The 24,181-nt window shown below is 37.0% G+C and carries 25 protein-coding genes; 4 read left to right on the top strand and 21 right to left on the bottom strand.

The window, feature by feature from the left end; genetic code table 11:
• Positions 1-95: 95 nt before the first annotated feature.
• The 7 genes from acsn021_RS11670 to acsn021_RS11695 all read right to left on the bottom strand — a co-directional run bounded on the left by acsn021_RS11670 (position 96) and on the right by acsn021_RS11695 (position 7,153).
• The gene (locus acsn021_RS11670) at positions 96-491 is read right to left on the bottom strand and encodes a hypothetical protein (RefSeq protein ID WP_184089216.1); all 396 of its coding nucleotides are present in this window, start codon (positions 489-491) and stop codon (positions 96-98) included.
• A 156-nt stretch (positions 492-647) separates the two neighbouring features.
• A complete protein-coding gene (locus tag acsn021_RS11675; protein ID WP_184090098.1) occupies positions 648-905 on the bottom strand; it encodes a hypothetical protein in 258 nt (85 codons plus the stop codon).
• Positions 906-961: 56 nt separating this feature from the next.
• Positions 962-1,096: a hypothetical protein gene (locus acsn021_RS23005; RefSeq protein ID WP_279289737.1), complete on the bottom strand. Its 135-nt coding sequence runs from the start codon at positions 1,094-1,096 to the stop codon at positions 962-964.
• A 119-nt stretch (positions 1,097-1,215) separates the two neighbouring features.
• The gene (locus acsn021_RS11680) at positions 1,216-2,919 is read right to left on the bottom strand and encodes a S8 family peptidase (RefSeq protein WP_184089213.1); all 1,704 of its coding nucleotides are present in this window, start codon (positions 2,917-2,919) and stop codon (positions 1,216-1,218) included.
• 183 nt (positions 2,920-3,102) lie between these two features.
• Complete coding sequence (locus acsn021_RS11685) at positions 3,103-4,980, bottom strand: DUF4914 family protein (RefSeq protein ID WP_184089211.1); 1,878 nt, start codon at positions 4,978-4,980, stop codon at positions 3,103-3,105.
• A gap of 521 nt (positions 4,981-5,501) precedes the next feature.
• On the bottom strand, positions 5,502-6,362 hold the full coding sequence (locus tag acsn021_RS11690; protein ID WP_184089208.1) for a MurR/RpiR family transcriptional regulator: 861 nt from the start codon (positions 6,360-6,362) through the stop codon (positions 5,502-5,504).
• A gap of 104 nt (positions 6,363-6,466) precedes the next feature.
• Positions 6,467-7,153, bottom strand: coding sequence for an N-acetylmannosamine-6-phosphate 2-epimerase (locus acsn021_RS11695; RefSeq protein WP_184089205.1), 687 nt, complete (start codon positions 7,151-7,153; stop codon positions 6,467-6,469).
• A gap of 297 nt (positions 7,154-7,450) precedes the next feature.
• On the opposite strand from acsn021_RS11695, the gene nagB reads away from it, so the two are divergent.
• From nagB to acsn021_RS11710, 3 genes are all read left to right on the top strand, one after another.
• A complete protein-coding gene (gene nagB / locus acsn021_RS11700) occupies positions 7,451-8,173 on the top strand; it encodes a glucosamine-6-phosphate deaminase (RefSeq protein ID WP_184089202.1) in 723 nt (240 codons plus the stop codon).
• Complete coding sequence (gene nagA, locus acsn021_RS11705; protein ID WP_184089199.1) at positions 8,170-9,318, top strand: N-acetylglucosamine-6-phosphate deacetylase; 1,149 nt, start codon at positions 8,170-8,172, stop codon at positions 9,316-9,318. Before nagB ends, nagA begins: the two co-directional genes overlap by 4 nt.
• A 214-nt stretch (positions 9,319-9,532) precedes the next feature.
• Entirely contained in the window at positions 9,533-9,706 is a 174-nt protein-coding gene (locus acsn021_RS11710) for a DUF1540 domain-containing protein (protein ID WP_184089196.1), read from the top strand.
• Positions 9,707-9,831: 125 nt separating this feature from the next.
• Here the strand turns inward: acsn021_RS11710 and acsn021_RS11715 are convergent, their stop codons facing one another.
• The 9 genes from acsn021_RS11715 to acsn021_RS11755 form a co-directional block, all read right to left on the bottom strand.
• A complete protein-coding gene (locus tag acsn021_RS11715) occupies positions 9,832-10,467 on the bottom strand; it encodes a V-type ATP synthase subunit D (protein WP_243167761.1) in 636 nt (211 codons plus the stop codon).
• 86 nt (positions 10,468-10,553) lie between these two features.
• Positions 10,554-11,927 (bottom strand): V-type ATP synthase subunit B, encoded by a 1,374-nt coding sequence (locus acsn021_RS11720; RefSeq protein WP_184089190.1) that lies wholly within the window; start codon positions 11,925-11,927, stop codon positions 10,554-10,556.
• A complete protein-coding gene (locus acsn021_RS11725) occupies positions 11,927-13,696 on the bottom strand; it encodes a V-type ATP synthase subunit A (protein ID WP_184089187.1) in 1,770 nt (589 codons plus the stop codon). Before acsn021_RS11725 ends, acsn021_RS11720 begins: the two co-directional genes overlap by 1 nt.
• Positions 13,697-13,743: 47 nt before the next feature.
• Complete coding sequence (locus acsn021_RS11730) at positions 13,744-14,064, bottom strand: V-type ATP synthase subunit F (protein WP_184089184.1); 321 nt, start codon at positions 14,062-14,064, stop codon at positions 13,744-13,746.
• Positions 14,057-15,025: a V-type ATPase subunit gene (locus acsn021_RS11735; protein ID WP_184089181.1), complete on the bottom strand. Its 969-nt coding sequence runs from the start codon at positions 15,023-15,025 to the stop codon at positions 14,057-14,059. The genes acsn021_RS11730 and acsn021_RS11735 overlap by 8 nt, the downstream gene beginning before the upstream one ends.
• A 31-nt stretch (positions 15,026-15,056) precedes the next feature.
• Positions 15,057-15,653 carry a V-type ATP synthase subunit E gene (locus acsn021_RS11740; RefSeq protein WP_184089178.1) on the bottom strand — a complete coding sequence of 199 codons (597 nt, stop codon included), beginning with the start codon at positions 15,651-15,653 and terminating at the stop codon, positions 15,057-15,059.
• Positions 15,654-15,672: 19 nt separating this feature from the next.
• Positions 15,673-16,164 carry a V-type ATP synthase subunit K gene (locus tag acsn021_RS11745; protein WP_184089174.1) on the bottom strand — a complete coding sequence of 164 codons (492 nt, stop codon included), beginning with the start codon at positions 16,162-16,164 and terminating at the stop codon, positions 15,673-15,675.
• Complete coding sequence (locus acsn021_RS11750) at positions 16,151-18,172, bottom strand: V-type ATP synthase subunit I (protein ID WP_184089171.1); 2,022 nt, start codon at positions 18,170-18,172, stop codon at positions 16,151-16,153. Before acsn021_RS11750 ends, acsn021_RS11745 begins: the two co-directional genes overlap by 14 nt.
• 28 nt (positions 18,173-18,200) lie before the next feature.
• Entirely contained in the window at positions 18,201-18,509 is a 309-nt protein-coding gene (locus tag acsn021_RS11755; RefSeq protein WP_184089168.1) for a hypothetical protein, read from the bottom strand.
• A gap of 589 nt (positions 18,510-19,098) precedes the next feature.
• Between acsn021_RS11755 and acsn021_RS11760 the strand changes: the two genes are divergently transcribed.
• Complete coding sequence (locus acsn021_RS11760; protein ID WP_184089165.1) at positions 19,099-19,305, top strand: heavy-metal-associated domain-containing protein; 207 nt, start codon at positions 19,099-19,101, stop codon at positions 19,303-19,305.
• Positions 19,306-19,988: 683 nt separating this feature from the next.
• Here the strand turns inward: acsn021_RS11760 and acsn021_RS11765 are convergent.
• The 5 genes from acsn021_RS11765 to acsn021_RS11785 all read right to left on the bottom strand — a co-directional run bounded on the left by acsn021_RS11765 (position 19,989) and on the right by acsn021_RS11785 (position 24,145).
• A complete protein-coding gene (locus tag acsn021_RS11765; protein ID WP_184089162.1) occupies positions 19,989-20,951 on the bottom strand; it encodes a S8 family peptidase in 963 nt (320 codons plus the stop codon).
• A 326-nt stretch (positions 20,952-21,277) separates the two neighbouring features.
• Positions 21,278-21,661, bottom strand: a complete 384-nt coding sequence (locus acsn021_RS11770; RefSeq protein ID WP_184089159.1) for a hypothetical protein — start codon at positions 21,659-21,661, stop codon at positions 21,278-21,280.
• A gap of 267 nt (positions 21,662-21,928) precedes the next feature.
• Positions 21,929-22,735: a beta/alpha barrel domain-containing protein gene (locus acsn021_RS11775; protein WP_184089156.1), complete on the bottom strand. Its 807-nt coding sequence runs from the start codon at positions 22,733-22,735 to the stop codon at positions 21,929-21,931.
• A complete protein-coding gene (locus acsn021_RS11780; RefSeq protein WP_184089153.1) occupies positions 22,722-23,693 on the bottom strand; it encodes a homocitrate synthase/isopropylmalate synthase family protein in 972 nt (323 codons plus the stop codon). Before acsn021_RS11780 ends, acsn021_RS11775 begins: the two co-directional genes overlap by 14 nt.
• A 143-nt stretch (positions 23,694-23,836) precedes the next feature.
• Positions 23,837-24,145, bottom strand: a complete 309-nt coding sequence (locus acsn021_RS11785; RefSeq protein ID WP_184089151.1) for a 2Fe-2S ferredoxin — start codon at positions 24,143-24,145, stop codon at positions 23,837-23,839.
• Positions 24,146-24,181: the final 36 nt, after the last annotated feature.

Raw genomic sequence — 24,181 nt, forward strand, 5'->3', positions numbered from 1 at the left:
TACAAACTTCTAGTACCTAAAAATGAAAAACTGCTGTAACATTCTATCATTCCATAGAATGTTACAACAGCCTCTATATTCTTTTGCTTATTCACTTATCTAATCCCACGTTTTTGACTTGATTTATTATAAAAGAAACGGATGAGTTGTGCCACAATGCCAATAGCAAATCCAAAAATAATATAGACAATCATAGATATAAAACCCGTTAAATCAGCCCAGCCATCCATGCCATTTAAAAACATCCGATACATTTCATAAAATCCTATGATGATTCCTGCGATAAAACAGTAAAAAGCAGGCATTAGTTTAAAAAAAATATATAAGCCGGCAATCACTCCCACTATAAGAGAGAAAATAAAATATGCCAGCAGATTTGTACTATTTATTTTTTGTTTTAGCAAGACGACAATTCCAACATACAAAAGGATATATATAATTATCATTATAGAAATACCTGTAATTACGCTTATTGCCTTTCTGTCTTTCATAGCATTTTCTCCTTTATCATTTGATTTCTTTGTAGATTCGTATGTGGAATTTTTTATGTAGGATTCTGGTTAGAAAAGCAGTTCGTTGTATTAACTTAAATTTGTCTTTTAACACTGCTTTTTCTATCCCAGAGAAACAAAATCAATGATAGGCTATCATTTGCCATCATATTTTATAGGATTTGCTTTTTCATGACCACTTTTTGCTTTACCCTGAATTTCAGGTACTGGTCCTGCTTCATTTTTCGTCCTATGCATTCTCTTATTACTCTCCGTACCGTGGGGTTCGCCCGGATCCGGTCTTCTCATACCTGCTTTTGCCATTATTACACCCATTTCATATCGCAGTTCTGCCTGCAATATTGCCACAAAATAGAACCGATTAAAAGAATATCTGTGTGGCATCCTTTCCATATTTCTATATTTTCTTTCAATCTTACACCGCTGTCCTTATTCTAAGTTATCAAAGACTAAACATCATTATTTGGAATTGATTTCTTCTTGCTATTTCTATTTTGGTTTTGATTTTCTCTGGTTATAGGGGTTTGCCCGTTTGCTTTTTCCATTCTTGCTTTTTTGTTATCTGGCTGACTATCTTTTGGCATACTAATCTCCTTTTTATTTGGTGCTTTCGAGTTTCACAATACCTAAAAAGTATTATACCAAATCATTATGTTTCATAACGGGTCTTATTATACGCTGCAAAGCTGACATTTTTTTGAATTTAAGATTCTCCGCGCAAACTAACAAAAGTTCTGTAAATATCAATAATTCCAAAACCCCATTCTCTATTGGGATATGTGGTATTATCACTTCGTTTTACACCCCGAATAAGAAATTTTTTTATTGCAATGCTATCAAGAAAAACAAAATTCCCTCTGACAATTCCCCACTCCATCAACATGGCAGATACACCGGCCGCCTCCGCCGCAGAAATACTGGTGCCTGTGTGGTTCGAAAAAGTATTTCCCACATCAGGTCCGTATACATCTACTCCGGGAGCGGTTAATTCCGGCTTTATAATATTTTCTCTTGTATAGCCTCTGCTTGCATTCCGGTAAATACTTTGATTTTTATGATTGTAGGCCGTAACCGTAATAGGAATGGATGAATTACCAGGAGAGGTTACCGTAGTGTCAGGATTAGGGCGTACAAAGGCTGTATTTTCTGTAATAAACCCGGTTAAAGGCAGCCAGATATGAAATCCGGTAGTGATATCTCCTCCGCCATATACGCGGAATCTCCAGATTCCCGGTGCCGGCTCATTGAATCTTAAGAATATCAGCTGATCTCCTGTTTGGGATTCAACTATTAAATAGTCTACATATACAGTAGTACGTTCAAACAAAAAACGAATTTCTCTGCTCTCCCCAAGTCTGGCCGGTATTCTTGGTATATATTCACCGGTAGGAGATATCATATCAATAGAGTAGGTTCCCGGCACTTGCCCCCATATCTCCATTGTAAAACCATTCTCTCCTTCACCAACCCGCAGTTCAACCGTTTCAAAGCCGGTAGCCTGATCGACTATTCCAAAAAAATGATGCCCTGCATTTCCTTCATTTCCAGCCGCAATCACAATAGCTATTCCATTTCGCTCACCGATATTTGATAAAAGCAGCTCCAGAGGACTTCTCCCGTCATGTCCCCCCATATTAGTGCCTAATCCGATACAAATAACCATCGGCCGATTAAGACGCCTCGCTGTATGAAAAAGATAATATAGCGCAAACATTATATCATTTTCCTGATAACAGATTGAACCATCCGGAATAAAGAAAAAATTTTTCAAATACTGTTTGGCAGGTTTTAGCTTAACTACCACATATTCTGCCTGAGGAACAACACCTACAAAATCAGCATTTTCAATGGCACTCCCTCCCGTTAAGCCTGCTAGCGTGGTGCCATGACCAATATCATCCGTACTTGGCACCACAGATAATGGATCTTGACTCTGCAAAGCAAGATTGATCTGTTCAGCAAAATATTGTGTACCGTAGTTAAAGGTTTCTTCTGTTGCTTGAAGATTCTCTATACTTTGGTCCCATATGGCTGCTATTCTGGTTGTATTATCTGCATTTAAAAAAACCGGATTGGTGTAATCTATCCCTGTATCTATAAATCCCAACAGAACTCCCTGACCTCTAAGCGCCAGAGCAGGTGTGCTTTGAATCCTTTTTACGCCCATCTCCTCAAGATTTGAAGTATCTAATAAACCATACAGATTAGGTATTACCGCATATCCACTTTCGAATCGAAGCCGGTTTGTGACCCTGCTTACCGGAAAATGTATTACTGCATATGTATCATCCATGTAATTAATAGTGTCTTCTGTAAATTCAACTAAACGGTTTTCATCTACCTCATACTCTATTAATAGATCAGCATACTCTTCGCTGAATATTTTCTGCTTCTCTTCCTCTGTCACAAACGCTGCCTCCTGCCTAAAGTTACATAATAAAATATATGTAAAATTGGCTACTGTATACATATATACGGCAGAATCTTATTTTACCTGTTTGCAAAAATTTTGAAATAACTTTGTATTGCAAGAAGAGGATATCCACTGGATATCCTCTTCTTATCTATCTATAATTTATAAATACAGTAATTAATATCTCATAGGTAGAATCTCGTTATAATCATCCAAAGAGCCGTCATTAAAGAAGCACTCAAGAATCTTCTTACCGATTGGATCTAAATCATCTGTATTAAACTTAATTAATTCTGACTTAAAGAAATTCGTTAACATGGCGGCACCTTTATCATAGCCTTCAATGCCCACTTCTGATTGCATTTCGGGTTGTAAGAAAGCTTTTCTGATATAATGTCCGTCAATCTTTAATGAATCCTGACAGTAACCTAATAGTTTGCAACGGGCTTCAACCAAATGTTCCGGTTTAAATTTAGCACCGCCTCTTCTTGCAATGTATTCCCTTGCAATCCACTGAGGCATGAAACTAACTTCATATGCGCCGATATGCTGGTTTGGTATCAGAACATATCTGGTATGACTGGATTTCTTTACCTGCTCCAGTAATAAATTTGCCTGAGTAACCATCTTGCCGGTAGCAAACGGCCAATAAGAACCTACACCTTCACTGGTCATCTTATTGGTTGAATTAATACTTGGATTATTGTATCCGCGAGGTGCTACCAGTCTCCATAACCATGCAAGCGCTGGAGGAAGTACATGGAAAAGTCCCATAATACCATAACTTGGATTTTCTTTCGTACAAGGCGGAGTCCTTACACCAAAACTACGGACATCTACCTCTACAAGGTCACTGACAATATTAGGAACAAATTCTCTTGGTAGTATAATTCTTGGATTCGGACAAGGTTTACCATCGGAATCAATCGTGTGCTCCCAAGGCAGACAGGTGGCATTGGCAATACCTTGCAGGTTTATAAAAACAAGAGGTTTTGGCGGTTGAATAAATATGCTTTCAAAATGTGGTGATTCACCGTATTTCTTAATATTGTCCAAACGTAAAAACCAGCCGGCTTCTGCGTCTTTTACCACTAGCTTCTGACTGTCATTCTGGATTGCAGGATGACAAAGAGCCATATCATCTGTCACAGGTCTTAATTCACAGGTATCTAAAAGCTCAATATATGTCTTCTCACCGGTTACGGTATTTTTTCCGAGTACAACTCTGCCGTCAAGCTCACGGTGAATATTTTCAACCATTTCGCTTTTACCACCGCCGGAAGCACCTTCGTGCATAATAACTATTTCATTATCATATGGTGTTATTACTTTTACAGTGGAAGCATGTACTGTTGTCCAGCCTTCATTTTCACCTATATTTAAGAGTACACCATATATTCCTTTTTTAGCACTTGGACCTGGATAAAGATTGTAAGAAAATACTTCGTGAATATCTGTTAATCTGTTATGAACAACGATTTGTTTTCCATTGAAATGTGTATGACGGAAAGGAGGTGCTAAATAAACAATAGCTTTTGGTACAAATTCTCCTTTTATATCATTGATACTTACAAAGCCCTGCAAATCAGCTAATGCAGCTCCGAAGAAAGCAGCGTTGACAGGTGCTATAAGTATAGAGGGATAACCATATTCAGGACCGCCGGACATAAAAGGTACAATCATTAAATCCTGGTTTTGTAACCAAGTAAAAGTAGCACTACGTAATGGTTCAAAGTCATCCTTATAAACGTCGTCATATTTTGGTTTATCTGTACCAAGTTCATCTGCTACTAATAAGCAGTCTGGATCACGTCTGCGCATATAGTCTTCCGGATAATTTGCAACCACACCGTTTTTACAACGTGTTACCGTAGCTTCAAGTATGGAACCTTTACCTTCAACCTCATACCTAACCTCGTAGTTATCACTAGCATCCGGACCAAATGATAATGCTAATAATTCCTCTCTTGTGGCTGGAATGACTACATTATTACAATTTGTTAAAATACGTTTCACTTCTTCTGACAATCTAAATTTTTGTAACAATTCTTTCACCTAAACATCCTTTCTGCTTTTTATTGAGCAAGGCCTTTTAGGACAAATAAACAACCGAAAACTTTCTAAGATATGTTAATTTATACTTATTTTCAAACAGATACAATCATGTCACCAATTACATGAATATACCACTTATTTTACTAAGAAAAATCTAAATACATATAGCAATTGCTTAATTTCTCTTCTATTGTTCTTTTGTCTTAAAAAAACCTACTTTCCCAGTTATTGTACCGTATTTTGAAATCACTGTCAACCTGACTTTTTTAGACAAGTAAAGCGTTAAAGGATTAGAATATTTACATAATATCCTATTTAAAAGATAATTGCATAAAAGTATACAAAAAAACAATCCATAAATCTAAATCAAAACTGTTATTTTTTACAAAAATTTTTGTTAAAATACGTAACTATTTACTTTTATAGAAAATATAGACGTCTCAAAGATTATTTTTATAAATAATTACTAAAAGGATGCCAATACACAAAGCAAAGAAATGAATGTACCTATGGAATTTGTGTTATAGCAACTTTGCTGCTATTGCCTCTGTTGTTCTGCTCTTATTATCCCAAGCCAGGTTATAATGTCTGATGAAATACTGCAAGTACAGTACATCTAGGAGATACAACTGAACAATTGAGGTCGAAGCTGCTCCTCCATCCAAGGGACCTTCATTAGAACCGCAGCTTAAGACAATATCCGCCTGCGCTGTTAATACACTCTTAGCATGTCTTGTAATGCAGATGGATTTACAACCGTTCTTTTTTAATAGATTATGTACTTCAATCATGTCCTTAGTTGAACCAGAATAAGAAAAAATAACTGCCAGATCCCGACTATCTAAAAGGGCAGCTGCCATATGCTGCATATGTCCATCTGCTACATAATCCACGTTAGGCATAATTCTCATAAACTTCTGTTTTGCTTCTAAAGCTGTAACACCCGATGAGCCAACGCCAAAAAAATGAATTCTTTTAGCTGCGGACAGCATATCAACACTTTTCGATATCGCTTCATAATCTAACCCATGAAAGGTCTCTTCCAAAGCTGTTATATTCGCCGCAAGAGCTTTCTTACATAAGGTTTCAACCGTATCTCCCGGTTCAATCATTCCGGTAACAGCACGAAGTCCTCCATCTTTTGTATTACTTACAGTAACATCCTGGGCCAAAAGCATTTTAAACTCCTGATAACCGTTTAATTTTAAATCCTTGCAAAACCGAAAAACCGTTGTGTCACCAACGCCACACAATTCAGCCAAATCCGTAATAGATGTGTATAATACCGATTGCGAGTTTTTAAATATGTAATCCGCTACCTTTTTCTCTGACTTCGTAAATTGGTTATAGTTCTCTTCTATAGTCTGTAAGATGCCGCTCATATTAATATCATTCCCTTTCTATTCCCGCAAGCTTTGAGCCACGGGCACAAATTTATGTGTGAAAAACTCACTCTCCCAATGACAGTTTTTTAAATAGCTACATTTTATAATATGTCTACAAATCGTCTTGTTATATCTCTTGGTCTTGTTATCGCAGTACCAATCACAGCTGCATATGCGCCGTTATCCATAGCCGTTTTCAATTGCTCCGGTGTCCATATTCCTCCTTCTGCAATAACCGGTATGTTTAATTTTCCAGTCATTTCTTTTAAAAGCCCAAAAGCTGGAAGCTTTACATTTTTTGTGTTGTCTGTGTAGCCACACAACGTAGTACCCACTACATCAAATCCCAGGGTTTGGGCATACTCAGCTTCTTTTACATTTGAGCAATCTGCCATGAATCGTAGTTTGGGGTACCTGCTTTTTACATCTTTAAAGAACTGTTGTAAGCTAATACCTGTTGGCCGCAGACGATTGGTGGCATCCATGGCAATAATATCAGCTCCAGAATCGCTAAGCCGGTCCACCTCCTTAAGTGTAGGAGTTATATATATTTTACTATCGGTATATACCTGCTTATATAATCCGATTACCGGTAAAGGTACTGTTTTTTTGATTTCTTTTATATCCTCGGGCGAATTCGCCCGAATACCACATGCGCCGCCTTCCCAAGCAGCATATGCCATTCTTGCCATAATATAGGAACTGTGAAGCGGTTCATCCTCCAATGCCTGACAGGATACTATTAGACCTCCCTTTATTTTTTCCAAAACTTTATCAAATTTGTCCATCTTTCCTCCATAACATAAGGTATCTTCCATCAGAAAATATATTTTCTTTTTGCATTTCAATTACGAAAAATAAAAATTATTTTTATTTTTAAACTTACAAAATATGAATGAGCCCTAATAATATTACTATTCAATACCATTTTATGGTTTGCTTCTTTTGCTTTTAAATATAAATAAAAATTATTTCCTTTTTATCTTGATTTTTCTATAACAAGATATATACTAATTGTAAAGGAAAAAGTGCCAAACGTCTATAGGTTCAAAGGTGATTAAACAGAAAGGTACAGGTGACATAAAATGAAAATAATAAAAGCAGAGAGTTATCAGGATTTGAGCAGAAAAGCGGCTAATATTCTATCAGCCCAAATTATCTTAAAACCCGATTGTGTATTAGGTCTGGCGACCGGATCAACTCCAATCGGTACTTATAAGCAGTTAATTGAATGGTATGAGAAAGGAGATATTGATTTTTCTCATACTTCTACAATTAATCTGGATGAATACTGTGGTCTATCTCCTGATAATACCCAGAGTTATCGTTATTTTATGAATGAACATTTATTTAAGCATATAAATATTAATATACATAATACCCATGTGCCTGATGGCATGGCTGTGGATGAAACAAAAGAATGCCAGAGATATGATAATCTGGTGAACCTACTTGGTGGCATCGATTTACAGCTTCTTGGTATTGGTCATAATGGTCATATCGGTTTTAATGAACCAAATCCCTCGTTTGAGAAGACTACTCATATAGTAATGCTTGATGATACAACCATAAAGGCAAATGCAAGATTTTTTCCTACCCTACAGGAAGTTCCAAGAAAAGCAATTACAATGGGTATTAAAACCATTATGCAGTCAAAAAAAATACTGCTGATAGCAAACGGTGCTGATAAGGAGGAAATTGTCAGAAAAGCACTGACCGGACCTGTCACTCCGAAGGTACCCGCTTCTATTCTTCAGTTTCATCCTAATGTAACGGTGGTCTATTGTTTTGAAGGAGGGATTTTATGATTTATTCCAATGCCGAAGTATTTCTAGATGGAAAATTTATAAAAGCAGATTTGGAGGTGGTAGACGGAAAGTTTGCTGCCATTTACCGGAACGGGCCTGATGCTAAGCAATTGTATACAGACTCAAACCTTGTTGTGGATTGTACAGGAAAAAAAATACTTCCGGGCTTTATAGAACTTCACTCCCACGGCTGTATGGGCTTAGATTTTACAACTGCCACCGCCACGGAAATCGAAAAGATGTGCTGTTATTACGCTAGCAAAGGAATAACTTCTATATTAGCTACAACTATGACTATCGATTACCCAAGGTACAAACAGGCCATGACCACCATTAAACATACTATGGATACCAGTAAGAAGGGAAGCCGTATTCTTGGCATTAATATGGAGGGTCCCTTTCTTGGTGCTGATAGAAAAGGGGCACATGACACAAGGTATCTTCTGCCCATTGATGAACAAAAATATGAAGAATTAAATGCATTATCCGGTGACAACATAAGAATTATAGATCTTGATCCTAATCTAGAAAATTCCATGGCTTTTATTAGAAAACATAAAGATAGAAAGGTTCTCTCCCTTGCCCATACAAGTTGTACCTATAATACTGCCTTAGAAGCAATACATGCGGGAGCCAGTCATGTTACACATCTATTTAATGCAATGAACGGTCTTCATCATCGAGAACCAGGAATTATCGGTGCGGTTTCTGACAGTAATGTATTTGCAGAAATAATATGTGATGGCATCCATATTCATCCTTCTGTACTGCGTCTCATATTCAAAGCTATACCGGAAAAATTGATTCTAGTATCCGACTCAATGAGTGCCGCTGGCCTTACTGACGGAATTTATGAACTGGGGGGTCAAAAAGTATATGTAAGTAATAACAAAGCCTGCTTAGAGGATGGTACTATTGCAGGCTCTACCACAAATTTATTCCAGTCTTTTCTAAATTTAACAAGTTATGGTATACCCCTTGAACATGCAGTATTAAGCGCTACATTAAATCCTGCAAAAGCGGTTAAAGCAGAGCAAGAAATTGGTTCCATTGAAATCGGAAAACGGGGTGATTTTATAATACTAAAGACAGATACTTCCATTGAAAAAGTTTACAAGGATGGAACTGTTATCTTTGAATGCTAACAGACATGAATTGATAAATGAATCTTTTTCTTTCTTATTCCATATTTCTCAGAGGCTTAACAATGCATAAATTAGGGCTTTTAAGCACATTCTAAGATTGAAAGTAATATTACAAATTCGTTTGTCGTATTGCTTTTGCGCTCTTTTATGAAACTGTCACGAATTAAACTGTGATAATAAGAGCATGTATGAAATAAAAAAGGAGGACTCTAAAATGAGCGAAGTTAATTCCAGTATTGAATGTATTGTTTCTGAATGTCGCTACCATGCAGGTAACAAGGATTACTGTACTCTTGAAAAAATCAGAGTAGGTAAAACGGATTCCTTTTCTTCAACATCTGCTGATACTGACTGTGAATCTTTTATCGTAAAAGATAAGACATTCTAATATCTGTTAAATAACAGATATTTACTATGTTAATAGTTATCATATTAGATTAAATCCAATAGTAAGAGGCTGCTGTAGTATATCAAAAATAATACCTACAGCAGCCTCTTTTCTATCTTTTATTACTAGTAATATCCCTTTTCCTTATATTGATGCGCTTGTTCTAACATCATATCCTTTACCTTCATCAAGCGAACCTGTGTGCTTCTTTCATTCTCATCCAACTTCATCTTGATATATTTAATATTATGACGCATTTCTGGAATCATAACATGTTCCAAGGCGTTCACACGTCTTCTGGTTTTTTCAATTTCAGCAGCCATAAGCTGGCAGGCTTTTTCACACTCTGCAAGCCGTAACATATCCGGTAAAATATCCTGTAAAGAGCTTACGGCATCATCCAAATCACTGGATGTAAATGCAAAACCATACGAATATATATCATTGGCATCAGGCGTTTTGGTTTTGTAATCGAACACAGGAATATCAACACTCATAACATTCTTAGTAGATGCTTCTAAATATACCTCCTGTTTAGGAGCCATTAATGCTACATTGACTACTTCGTCGTCCATTCCTGCACGAGCCAAACAGAAATTTTTATTCGCAGCAGCTATATTCGTTTCAACCTTTTCTCTGAGTGCCTTATTTTCCCGCACTAAATCTAGGAATTGACGCATTAACTCATCACGTTTATCTTTTAGAAGCTTATGCCCTCTAACGGCTGTCGTTAATTTCTTTTTTAACTTCGTTAACTCCATACGAGTAGGGTTAATTTGTGCTTTAGCCAAGAACTGCACCTCCTTCCCAACTTAAGAGTGACTGGATAGCCACACGGAATCTATTACTATTGTTTTCCATAATATTCGTCGAGGAACTCGTCTTTAATTCTCTTAAGTTCGGTTCTGGGAAGTATGGATAATAGCTTCCAACCAAGATTTAAGGTTTCTTCGATATCACGGTTAGTGGTATAACCCTGAGAGACATATTCCTGTTCAAAGGCATCTGCGAATTGTGCATACAATTTGTCAATATCTGTTAATGCTGCTTCTCCAAGAACTACCATTAATTCTTTTGCTTCCTTACCTCTTGCATAAGCAGCAAATAGCTGATTCATGGTATTTGCATGGTCAGCACGTGTCTTACCAGCACCGATACCTTTGTCCTTAAGACGAGACAGGGAAGGTAACACATCAATGGGAGGTGTTACACTTTGCCGGAATAATTCTCGGCCTAAAATAATCTGACCCTCTGTAATATATCCAGTTAAATCCGGTATAGGGTGGGTTTTATCATCTTCAGGCATGGTTAATATAGGAATCATTGTGATACTTCCGGCCTTGCCCTTTTGACGGCCTGCCCTTTCATACATAGAAGCTAAATCGGTATACATATAGCCAGGATAGCCACGACGTCCGGGTACTTCTTTACGTGCAGCAGAAATTTCACGAAGAGAATCCGCATAATTTGTAATGTCCGTAAGTATGACAAGCACATGCATATCCTTTTCAAAAGCCAGATATTCAGCTGCTGTAAGTGCCATACGAGGTGTTGCAATACGTTCAACCGCAGGGTCATTAGCCAGGTTTACAAACATTACTGTACGGTCAATGGCACCGGTCTGACGGAAGCTTTCCGTAAAGAAGTTAGCTTCTTCAAAAGTAATACCCATAGCTGCAAATACAACGGCAAAAGGTTCACTCGTTCCTCTAACTTTAGCCTGACGTGCTATCTGAGCTGCAAGTTCTGCATGTGGAAGACCACTGGCAGAAAAGATAGGAAGTTTCTGACCTCGAACTAAAGTATTTAATCCATCAATCGCAGAAACACCAGTCTGGATAAACTCCTGTGGGTAGTTTCTTGCTGCGGGATTCATTGGTAATCCATTAATATCCATACGTTTTTCCGGAAGTATGTCAGGACCATTATCAATTGGGCGACCTAAACCATCAAAAACACGGCTTAACATGTCATCAGATACACCAAGCTCCATGGTTCTGCCTAAGAATCTTACCTTACTATTGGATAAGTTTATACCGGTTGAACTTTCAAACAGCTGAACCAAGGCATTACCCTTATCTATTTCAAGAACTTTACAACGGCGTTTTTCGCCATTTACAAGCTCAATTTCTGCAAGTTCGTTGTACGTAACGTTTTCAACGCCTTGTACAAGCATAAGAGGACCTGCAACCTCTTGAATAGATCTATATTCCTTTGGCATTAGGCTTCCTCCTTCCTAATCACTGCTTCTATTTCTCTGCTAAGTGCTGTTATAATGTCATCATATTCTTTATCTACTTTGTCATCAGTAATGTATTTAAAACGACCGATTTTTTCACGTATCGGCAGTTTTACAAGTTCTTCTACATCTGCACCCTTGCCCAGAGCTTCTGTGGCATAATCAAAGTAATGCAGCATCAATTCCATCATTTTGAATTGTTTTACCAGCGGCGTGTACGTATCCACTTCGTGGAATGCATCCTGATGCAAAAAGTCTTCGCGGATAGAACGTGCAGCTTCAAGTTTAATTCGATCTGGTGCTGACAAGGCGTCCATACCAACCAATTTAACAATTTCTTCCAATTCCGATTCTTCATGAAGCAGACGCATAATACGTGTACGATTACTCATCCAGCTATCATTAACTTTTTGAGTAAACCACTTTCCCATATTATCTACATATAAAGAATAACTTGTTAGCCAATTAATAGCCGGGAAATGTCTGCGGTAAGCCAAATTAGCATCCAGTCCCCAGAATACCTTTACAATACGAAGTGTAGCCTGAGATACCGGTTCTGATATATCTCCGCCCGGAGGAGATACTGCTCCGATAGCTGAGAGATAACCTTCTCTGCCTTCTTTTCCAAGAGATACTACTCTTCCAGCTCTTTCATAAAATTGTGCAAGACGGCTTCCAAGATAAGCAGGATATCCTTCTTCACCAGGCATTTCTTCTAAACGACCGGACATTTCACGTAGTGCCTCTGCCCAACGGGATGTAGAATCCGCCATCAGTGCTACGGAATAACCCATATCACGGAAGTATTCTGCAATTGTTATACCTACATAAATGGATGCTTCTCGAGCTGCAACCGGCATATCAGAAGTATTAGCAATTAAAACAGTACGTTCCATTAAGGAATGACCTGTCTTCGGATCTTTTAATTCAGGAAATTCATTTAAAACATCGGTCATTTCATTACCGCGTTCTCCACAACCAATGTAAACTACAATATCTGCTTCCGCCCACTTAGCCAGCTGATGCTGTACAACGGTCTTTCCACTGCCAAATGGTCCGGGAACTGAGGCAACACCACCCTTTGCAATGGGAAAGAGTGTATCGATTACCCTCTGACCTGTCACTAGCGGCATAGCCGGAGGTAATTTTTCTTTATAAGGCCTTCCGACACGTACCGGCCATTTATGAAGCATCGTCACACGAATGTCATTGCCATTATTATCCGTAACGATAGCGACCGTTTCTTCTACGGTGAAATCACCTTCTGTTATAGATTTTACTGTACCATTAATTCCTTTCGGAATCATAATTTTATGCAGTACAATTTCTGTTTCATTTACTGTACCAATAATATCTCCTGGTTCAATGGTGTCTCCAACGGCAACTGCCGGAATAAAATGCCATTTTTTTGTTCTTCCAAGAGACGGAATTTCAACACCACGGGTTAAGCTATTACCCGTTGCTTCCATTATATCAACAAGGGGTCTTTGTATACCATCGAATATGCTTCCGATTAATCCTGGTCCAAGTTCAACACTTAATGGTGCTCCTGTTGATTCCACCGGTTCACCCGGTCCTAAGCCGGAGGTTTCTTCATAAACCTGAATAGATGCCTGATCGCCATGAATTTCAATAATCTCGCCAATTAATCTCTGTTCACTAACACGAACTACGTCAAACATATTGGCATCACGCATCCCCTCAGCTATTACCAAAGGACCGGCAACTTTTTTTATAGTGCCTTTACTCATTTTGCTTTTTCTCCTGCTTTTTATTTTAATTATTTATGGGCTATAACTTAATTGCCATTAAATATGATATCAGAACCAACTGCCTGTTCAACTGACTTCTTGACACTTTGCATTCCCATACCTGTATTTCCTGAAACACCTGGTATCGGTATAATAGCCGGCAGTTTAAGCGACCTGTACCGGTCAAGTTCTGTATCTAATCTGGCCTGTAAAGCTTCAGTAATATAGATAACTGCATACCGCCCATCTGCCAGAGATTTCAATTTCTTTGCGGCATCCTCATCCTCACGAATCGGATATATATCTAGACCTAATGCAGCAAAGCCGTATATGCTGTCTCTGTCTCCTAACACTGCAATCTTATACATACATCTCCCTTAACCTTTCCCGAACTGAACCCTCTGAAAGATTATTTAATTTTCCAGACAACACAATCCGAACAGATTTAATTTCATTTTCTTTAGCCAATACATAGGCCGCCAATGGCGATAAGGAAAAAGAGTTGTATTTTTGAGGTTTAATTTGCTGTATTAGTTTATCATCACACCATTTTTCAAAACTGGAGGGAGATTCTTTAATAGCTTGCACTGCTTCATAATAGGAAGTATTATCCAAGTATTCATAGATAGCCTCCGGTCCTTTCAATGCCGCCTCAGATAGGCGTTCTACATCAAGTGTACTGCATTGCGCCAATGCACGCAGAAAAAAATCTTTTTTCTTCCCGGTTTTAGCACCGCGTATAGCAATATTAATATCAGCAGCAGCTACCTTTAATTCAGAATAGGTTAACAATAAGTCATTACCGGAAGCTTTTCCACTCCGATATATGGCCTCTAAAGAGGCCTTATCAATAATAATATCACATAATTGACTGTCACCGGTATGGAATAATACTTGATACGCTTCCTGTGCAATCTCCCTCATTTCCTCCGGCAGTAAAGCAAAATCATGCTCTCTTGCAGCTTTTACTATTAGTTCCGTATCAATTGTGCCGCGGGTAACGAATATTCCAGGAACCTCCTGGTTTAAATACACTGTTTTAATAGCTGCCTTTAAATTATGATAGTCATTCCCTAGTAAAAAGGTATCAAAAACAGACATATCTTCTACCAGTTCTCTCATAATCTCCCAAGTTTTTTCCCGCTCTGCTGTCAGAAACTCTTCAGCCGTTTCCTCCCCTGTTCTGCCCCATCCTTTTTCAGCAAGAAGACGCAGACAATCCTGATAGCTTTTGCAAGCTAAAAGCTGATCAAAAAACAAATTATCCAGCAGAGAAAGTTCCTTGGTTCTTATTCGTGCTACCGCGTAAATAAATTGGTTATCAGCCATGCTCATCACCATTCCTTTCTATCTGCTAATACTAAATGAATAGTATCTGGCATACCTTATCCTGCAGGTCTTCTCTGGCAGAGGCAAATAAAGCATCAAAGGAACAGTTAATTTCTACTTCACCATATACCAGAACAAAACCACCATTAACATTTCTGGTATCTTCAGAGAGGCTTAAAGCAGCACCATCTACACCTTTAAGGCAGTCTTCTATTGCTTGGGAAAAATCATTCGGAAGACGTTTTTTATCATCAGGAGAAAAGAGTATCTGCCCTGTTTGAGCCAATGCATGTTTTTGAACCATTTTAAGAAGAATATTAAAATATTCTTTATCCGGTAATTTTATAAGTGATTCCTTGGCTTTGGCTATTACATCACCTATGATTTCCTGTTTCGTGCTTAATATCAACTTCTTTTCATGAAGTCTCGCAGCAGATTCTGCACGGCTTAAACATGACTGAACTTCCAGTTTAGAGCGCTCTGCAATCTCGGCACACCTTTTTTCGCCTTCTGTCTGGGCTTCTGCCAATATCTCGGCGGCTTTTATGTTTGCCTCTGCCACTATCTTATCGGCAGCGGAAACAGCATCCTCCTCGATATGCTTAAGTATCTTTTCTAATCCAGTCATTGTTTAACTCTCCTAACTGTTAAATGTTTAATGCGGACACTCCGTTTACAGCAAGCATGGAAATTAGTAATGCAAAGATAGCATACGTTTCAACCATGGCTGGGAAAATCATTGATTTACCGAATTGTTCCGGTTTTTTTGCTACAATACCGATACTAGATACCGCAGCTTTTGCCTGTGCAATTGCTGAAAAGTAACCAACTAAAGCCATAGGGAGACACGCTGCTAAATATAATAAACCTTTTGCTCCTGAAATATCGCTGCTGCCGCCTAAAACACCAATTTGAGATAAGGTAATGAAAGCAATTAACAGACCGTAGATACCTTGCGTACCTGGAAGAAGTTGTAGAATTAAAACTTTACCAAATTTTGCAGGATCTTCGGTTACAACACCGGCGGCTGCCTGTCCACCCATACCAACAGCAACAGCTGAACCAGCTCCCGCTAAAAGTGCAGCTAATGCTGCTCCTAATAATGCAAATACAATTCCTAAGTTATTAAACATTTCCATTTGTAGTGTTCTCCTTGAATTTAAAATATTTTGTTTTAGCACTGAATGCTTTGAACATACGCCCGCCACCATCATAAAACTTACCAAAAAATTCCACATATTGCAAACGATTTGTATGCACATAGGCTCCTAAAGCGTTGATTCCTAAATTCATTGTATGTCCAACCACAACAATGAGAATAAAAAAGATGATGCCAACCGGACCACCCGACGCCATTCCAGCCATTTTATTAATTACATTACAGATTACGCCTGTTGCAAGTCCAAGTGCTAGAAGCCTTGAATAAGATAAAACATCACTCAAATATCCAGAGATGCCATATAGTGCATATGCCCCTTTTAAGAAACGTTTAAAGGGGTTTTTGGATTCTCTGCCATTAGTTAATACAATACCAGCAGCTGAAATGATTGCCAGCCAGCTTAATACTGAAGTAACCGCTGCTGGAAGTTCCAAACGAATTGAGAATATATCACCAATCATCTGTGTTGTTAATAACATAAAAATGGAACTGGTCAATAACACCAACCAGAAAATTACATCATAAACAGCTCCCTGAATATCTTTTTTCTTGATACAAAGATAAAGCTTAATAATAAGTCCTGCAAAAAGATGAATAATACCTAGAAGCATGGAAAAAACAAGCATACGCATTGGCTCATTTACAGGTATAAACCATAGAGGTGGTATTGTTATTTTGTTTCCAAAGAAATTTTCAGTCACCACATCTAGCAGGTCGCCAAAATAACTTCCAAACATAACACCCCAGAAAACAGTGGAGATCCCACAAAACAAATACATTCTAAGGGTTTTCTTCATGCCCTCTTCCATCCTTGAACGGAACTTAAGTAATGCAAAGGCACATCCTAGTGCCATTAAAGCTCCATATCCCGCATCTGAAAGCATAAGACCAAAGAGTAAATAATAAAATAAAGACATTATAAAAGTAGGGTCTATATCACCTTTTCCCGGAGGACTAAAGGCTTCAACAGTTCCTTCTAAAGGGTTACTAAAACTATTGTTTTTAAGTAAAACCGGAACATCTTCATCTTCTTGGGGTTCTTCTAACTCAATGGAAAGTTCAAACTTACTGTTTAAGAGGTTTGTTATATTCTCAGCTTCAACTTTTGGAATGTATCCGGTTAAAATAAATACTTTTTTGGACTGAAGCAAATGACTGATAACTTCATATTTCTCGGTTCGCATTGTTTCATAATCTTCTAAAAAGCGAATATCATTCCTGTCCTTTACATAAGATATAATTTCTTCTTGCGCTATTGTAATATCTTTCTTTAATACATTAATCTGCGTTTCAATATTTTTTAATTGCTCCGCTGTTTTCTTATCTACAGTTGAATTTGGATAGGAGAAACCAATAGCTCTTAATGATTCTGATACGAAATCTAACTTATCTTTTGTACAAAGTACAAAAATACAAGTCTGCTCTTTGGAATCACTGATAATTTCCACGTTGATAGGAGTCAAATCAGCCAAGGACTCATAAATCATTTCTAATGTCCAGGCACCTGGTAAAGTACCAATAAAACTACCTGTTGACTTTGTACCGTTAAAATTAAGCGGTATATCAAGTGTACTCCAAGGGGATAGCATTTCAGCCTGTGATTCAAGCTTTATTATTTCAGCTTTATTTTCAGCAACACTTTTTACAAGAGCCAGTATACGGTTTACTGTATGCACAACTGCACTATACTTTTCAGTAAATGTATCATACGACTGTACCATCACTTCAGCTCTGCCATTTAAGGATGAAAGCATTGATTTCTTTTCAGGGGCATAAGTATCTAATACCACTAAAGCATCCTTAGCTGCCGCTACATTCTTTAATAACAGGTTTTCTGCTACGCTTACATTGGATTTTTTGAATACACTATCCTCCGGCATGATGTCACATATTTCAATGACTCCCTGGCGTTGTAATAATTCCAGAATAGGTTTTCGATTCTCCTTAAGTGCACATATACAAATTCGCTGCATTTGCAGCACTGCCATATTACAAACACCTCCTTATGTTATATTATTAAATCACTTCTGTAAGAACCAGGTCAATTGCTGCCTGTTCTTTGCTTTTTGCTACTTCTTTTAACAGAATAATTTCTTTTTCTGCTTTTTGTACCGCTGCTTCCATTAATTTATTGCCTTGAAGCTGTACATCTTTTAAATCTTGTTCTGCTTTGGAAAGAACTTGTTTGCTCATAGAGGATTGTATATTTTTAGCTTCCTCTCTTGCATTCTGAATAATCATCTCTCCTTTAGCTAACGCCTCTTTTTCAATTTGAGCAGCTTTTTCTTCTGCCTGGCGTACAGCCTGTACTGTTTCTTTTGCCATTTTTTCACCTCCGATTTTGAGATAATGGCGTTTTTTAGTTACTCAGCCATTATAAACCATTTTACAACATTTTTCAACAAAATAAATAGTCTGCTCTAGAGTTTGGTAATAATTCTAACTGCAATTATTACGTTTTTAATAATCTTTTCTTAATAAAAATAAATAAATAATTACATATAATTTTCCCTTAACCACTTTGTTAATTTTGTACAAAATAATATGCATTGTTTTAGTATGGAACATTGTTTTTTGTGAGATATTCATAGTTTAATCAAATTCTCACCCATATAAAATTTTCTAGGGCTTTCTTCTTATATTTTATTAAAATAATGCATTTTTTAATAATGTTTAAGTAACATGATGTGTTTTTATTATATAATATCTGAAATTGATTTACAATACCAAACTACAGACCTTATTTGTAATAAAATTACACAGAATTACTTTTTATTTGTGTAATAATAGTATGCTCAATTTCCTTAAACTTTCTCTAATTATAGTAAACCATATTGCAAATACTAATACAGCTGTATTTATTTAAATTCAGCCGCCGCTACTACTGACTCAGATTATCGAAAGGAGTTATAGCATGAATCGTTTACACTATAATGTTTCCGGATTGCTCAATGAACAGATTAAAACACAGGTTAAAAATGCTTTAAATAATATTGAAGGTGTTCAGAATGTTAATGTGGATCTTGGTAGAAGCACCATAGAAGTAGGCTGTAAGGATACTATATCGGCAGAGGTAATAGAAAACAGTATAGAAAAGGTTGGTTGTAAAATACAAGCTTAATAAGCCTAATATTACCATCTGAACTACGAATTTATTTTACACTTATGGTCATAATAATGAATGGATACAGGAACAAAATCATTTTGAATTAAAATTTGAAATCTGAATTTAGTTTCACAAAAGTATCCGTTCAAATAAAAAAGAAATTGCCGTTATTGTCTCATAACAGCAAGAAATCAGTATTTATACTGACTTCATTAAAAAAGAGGCACACATGACAAAGCAGGGTTTAAACCCTGCTTTTGTCATGTCTATATTTGACTTATTGAAGTTATTTGCATGAAAGAGATTATAGTAACCGCCAATATAACTGTTACAAGTGCTGACCAATACTAATTACCAAAAATTTCTTTCATTCTATCCGAATATAAAACATGTGACTGCACATACTATTCTCGGATACAAAAGAAGAGTTCATATTATAAATTCAAATTTATAGTTTGAATTCATAATTGTAATCCACTTAAGATGAAAATGGAAATTTGTAATTTGTCTCGGTTGCAAATGAAAGCAGCTAAATCACCAACAATATTAGGAGATGGTTAAGTTGGACTGGCTTTGTGTCATGATGATTTAAATTCCCGAAGTAATTGGTAATTAAGTTTTGCTACAAAAGTACTCTTAAAAACTGAATAACGAATGAGACACAAGATAAAAGCAGGAATTTTTATTAATTTCTGCTTTTATTCTTTACTTAAATCTAAAAGTCCATTCCCTTCATTTTTTTTGTTAAAGCCTAAGGAAACGGTTCTTCTTATAAGCTGGGCATATAATTCTGCTTCTGATAAGGTTCTTCCAAAAGCCTTTTCTTCTTTATTAATGATTAATGCCAAAGCACCAGATACATGCGGTGTTGCCATAGACGTACCTGATAATCTTGCATATTTGCCGTTTAAATAAGTTGATAAAATATTGCTGCCTGGAGCTAAAAGATCTACATTTTCATTAGAATTACTGTAAGGTGCCAATTTCTTGTTCAAATCGACGGCACCCACTGATATTGCTTCTACATAAGCACCCGGATAACTATATTCATCCGTGGTATGCTTCCCATCACCTTCATTACCTGCTGCACAAACAACTAAAATATTGTTATTTACTGCTCGGATTACAGCTGCATGAAGCTCAGGAACATCCGCCTTTCCACCTAATGACATAGAAATAACTCTTACTTTTTCGCCATTAGCACCTCTCCAGGTAATGGCATAATTAATTGCATCAATAATACCCTGATAAGTGCCGCCGCCATCTTTTTTTAAAACCTTTAGCACCAATAATTTTACAAGAGGAGCTACACCTAAGACACCTGCATTATCCTCAGCTGCTGCAATTGTACCGGCTACGTGGGTTCCATGACCATTATTATCATTATAGTTATCAACATTACCACTATAATCCGACGTAAAATTTCTTCCGCCAATAATTCTGTTTTTCAATTCAGGATGTGTAGTCTGAGCTCCGGTATCCAAGACAGCCACTACAACTCCTTCTCCTTTTTTTCCTTCTTCCCACAAGGAAGGTGCATTGATAAGCTGCACACCTTCAGGTATTTCATTGGCTTCTTGATAAATCTTTTGTATCGTATAAGGAATCAATCCTACTTTCACCTTTGACAGTTTCACATCAGTTTTACCGACTCTTTTCATTCTCATCATCCTCTATTATTATTTCAATGAAACAGATAGAAAGCCGATACTGGATTTGCAATGCTAATATCCGGATATCTCTTCCGAAAATGTTTCATTGCATTATTAATATATTAATAACTGTCGAAAAATGTAACCTTTTAGGATGAAAATATATTAAAAATTATTCTAAATCAAGGAATCGAATTCTTAGACAAATAAAAAAGGATATTTTGCTGCTTTATAACCACCGCAAAATATCCTTTAAACTGTATTATTCACTACTGTCTGCTGTCAAACAATTAGGAATTATGTCTGTCATACTTCTTAGGATACGAATACTACCTTTAGTCAACATTCTTCTTTCGCTCAGCAACATAAACTATAGCTAACAGTAATACGACAACACCACCAATTCCAACTATCACGACAGGAAGAGTGCCACTGTTCTTTGTATCATAAGTATCCTTAACAGAGAAAGTTGTTTTATAAAACTTTGCTTCCTCAAGCATACCAGATGTAGCCATTAATTCAACTTCCGCATCTTCACCTATTTGCATCTTGTCTTCACCTGCCAGTTGTACCAGTGACTCATCTATCACCTGAGCCTTTATGCTTTTATCAGCCACTATACCTGCTAAATCTTTTGTTTCTGCTAAAGCTCCTCCGGCAGATAATAAGGACAGGCACATGGCCAGTATAATGGTTTTGACTATTTTTTTTCGGATCATATCAAATACCCCTGCTTTCTAATCTATGTTCTGTCTATGTGTAAAAATAAGTTCTTATAGCTTTACATTGATTAGACGATTATAGATAGACATGGGTTCCACTAATATGCTATATTTTTAATTTTAAATTAGAATGAAATCTATTACAATTGCTTATGTTATATACAGAATACAACTATGTATTCGCATACCTTACTAAAAAGACAGGAAAATCTTAAAGCTCTCATCCTGCCTTTTTCTACTATATTTCAGGGGTTTGGTAAACATTTATAATGCCCCTTTTAAGAGGGGATAGCATTCGTCTTCAATTCGCCGGATTTGCTTTTTGTTCATGGCAAATTGATATATGGATTCACTGGCATGCACAAAATCATAAAAGTTACAATTACCTGTCCTCTCTCCAATTCCAAATAAGGTACAATCAATATATGATGCACCTGCTTTTGCCCCAACAAGAGAATTAGCCACAGCCATTCCTAAATCATTATGTATATGCATTTCTATCTCAATATCTGAATATGCCTTTATGGTTTCTATAATCTCTTTTGTTCTGGAAGGGGTCAGAATGCCTACCGTATCCGCAATACGGATAATATCTACACCTGCTTTTTTCAAATCCTTGATTAGACTTAATATAAACCCAATATCTGATCGGGATGCATCCTCTAAGCCAACGGTTACATCAATTCCATTATTCTTTGCAATTTCAACGCAGTCCAAAACATTTTTTTGTACCCAGGCTTTGTTCTTTTTAAGCTTACTGTATATCTGTATATATGATACGGGAGTGCCAATATGCAGAATATGAGGCTTACAAAGTATGGATTGCTTTACATCTGCGGTATTCATTCTGCTCCACACTGATATTTTAGATTTTTTTGTATTGTTAATTATTTCCTGAATACTGTCTGATTCCTTTTGACTGACACAAGGAACGCCTGCTTCTATTTCATAGACACCGATTTCATCCAGCATCTTGGCAATTTTTACCTTGTCTTCCATCCGCAAAGCAATACCCGGGCTCTGTTCCCCATCCCGCAAGGTAGTATCAACGATATATTTAGTTTCTTTCATGGGCAATCACCTCAGCAGCAAGTCTTGCAAATTCATCATCTTTAAGGCTTGACCGGTACTCGGTACAAATATCCTTGACCGCTTCTAATAATTTCATTACGGTTTCTTCTGTTGGTATGTTTAATTGAAGCTCCCCCAATTTTAATTTAATGGCTTTAGTTCCCGAATGTTTTCCGATTACCAGCTCAGACCTGCCTCCCACACAGCTTGGTGCGTACGCTTCATAAGTAGCAGGATTTTTAAGGATTCCATCTGCATGAATTCCTGCTTCCACCTTAAAAATATCCCGGCCAATAACAGGTTTTTTATTACTAATTCTACTCCCTGAGATAGCTTCAAACAATCTGGTTAAATCAGGAAATATTGTTAAATCCCGATTGGGCTTATGTCTAACAGCCAGTCGCAAGGCCATTATAATTTCTTCTGTTGCAGCATTGTTTTTTAATCCCGCAAAGCTTGTGGTAACATCACTTCCACACTGAAGGAGCCATTGCACTGCCAATGCACTTGCACAATGGAAGGTATTCTCAGGGCATAAATTTATTCTGCTATTTGGTAATAACTTCTTTATTTCATGCATACTTTTTTCATACGTCCCAGACATTAAATCATCAAGACCAATTATACGTATTTCTTTACAGTGCTGTAAAGCTCTTAACCTGACAATTTCTCTGGCATCATTTATTTGTACTTCATGTATCATGTGTTCCATGTTCTGCTCAAAACGACAGGTATATCGATAAAATCCCGGATATTTACGCATATCATCCACATAATCAATTTGAAGGATATAATTCCCTTCTTCCGGCAATTTTTCCAATTTTTCATAAGCTGCCATGGATAACTCCACAGCATCTACACCTATAGTAAATAGCAACTTACAAAATCTTTGCAATTCTTCCTTTGATGGCAGGTTTCCATCAAATCCGGTTAAAGTATTATCTATAATACGAATCATCTGCCATCACCTCTCCCTTATTCTGGCATATACAATGTAACTTGTCTTGTAGTTACGGCCATGTATACTTTGATTTATATCTGTTCCCTCTTTGTTTATAATACCATAGTTTTATTAAGTATGCAGCTTTTTTCCATTTTATGTCATATCATTAAATCTTTTACCGGCTCTCCACCTTCAATGTGCTGCTCTATAATTTTTTCAACATCATCTTCTGACAGATTACCATACCATATTCCTTCCGGATATATTACAGCTATTGGTCCTTTGTCGCAAATACCAAAGCATCCTGTGTTGGTAATCATAACATCACCTGAAAGCCCTCTGTCATCTACTTCTTCCATAAATTTTTGTACAATATCTACAGAATCCTTGGAAAAACAAAAGCCTTTTTGAACTCCGTTTACTCTACAACTGGTACAGATAAATATATGATATTTTGGATTCACCATATGCTTATACTCCTTTATTATTTATAATTTAGGAAC

The organism is Anaerocolumna cellulosilytica, from assembly GCF_014218335.1.
GTDB lineage: Bacteria > Bacillota > Clostridia > Lachnospirales > Lachnospiraceae > Anaerocolumna > Anaerocolumna cellulosilytica.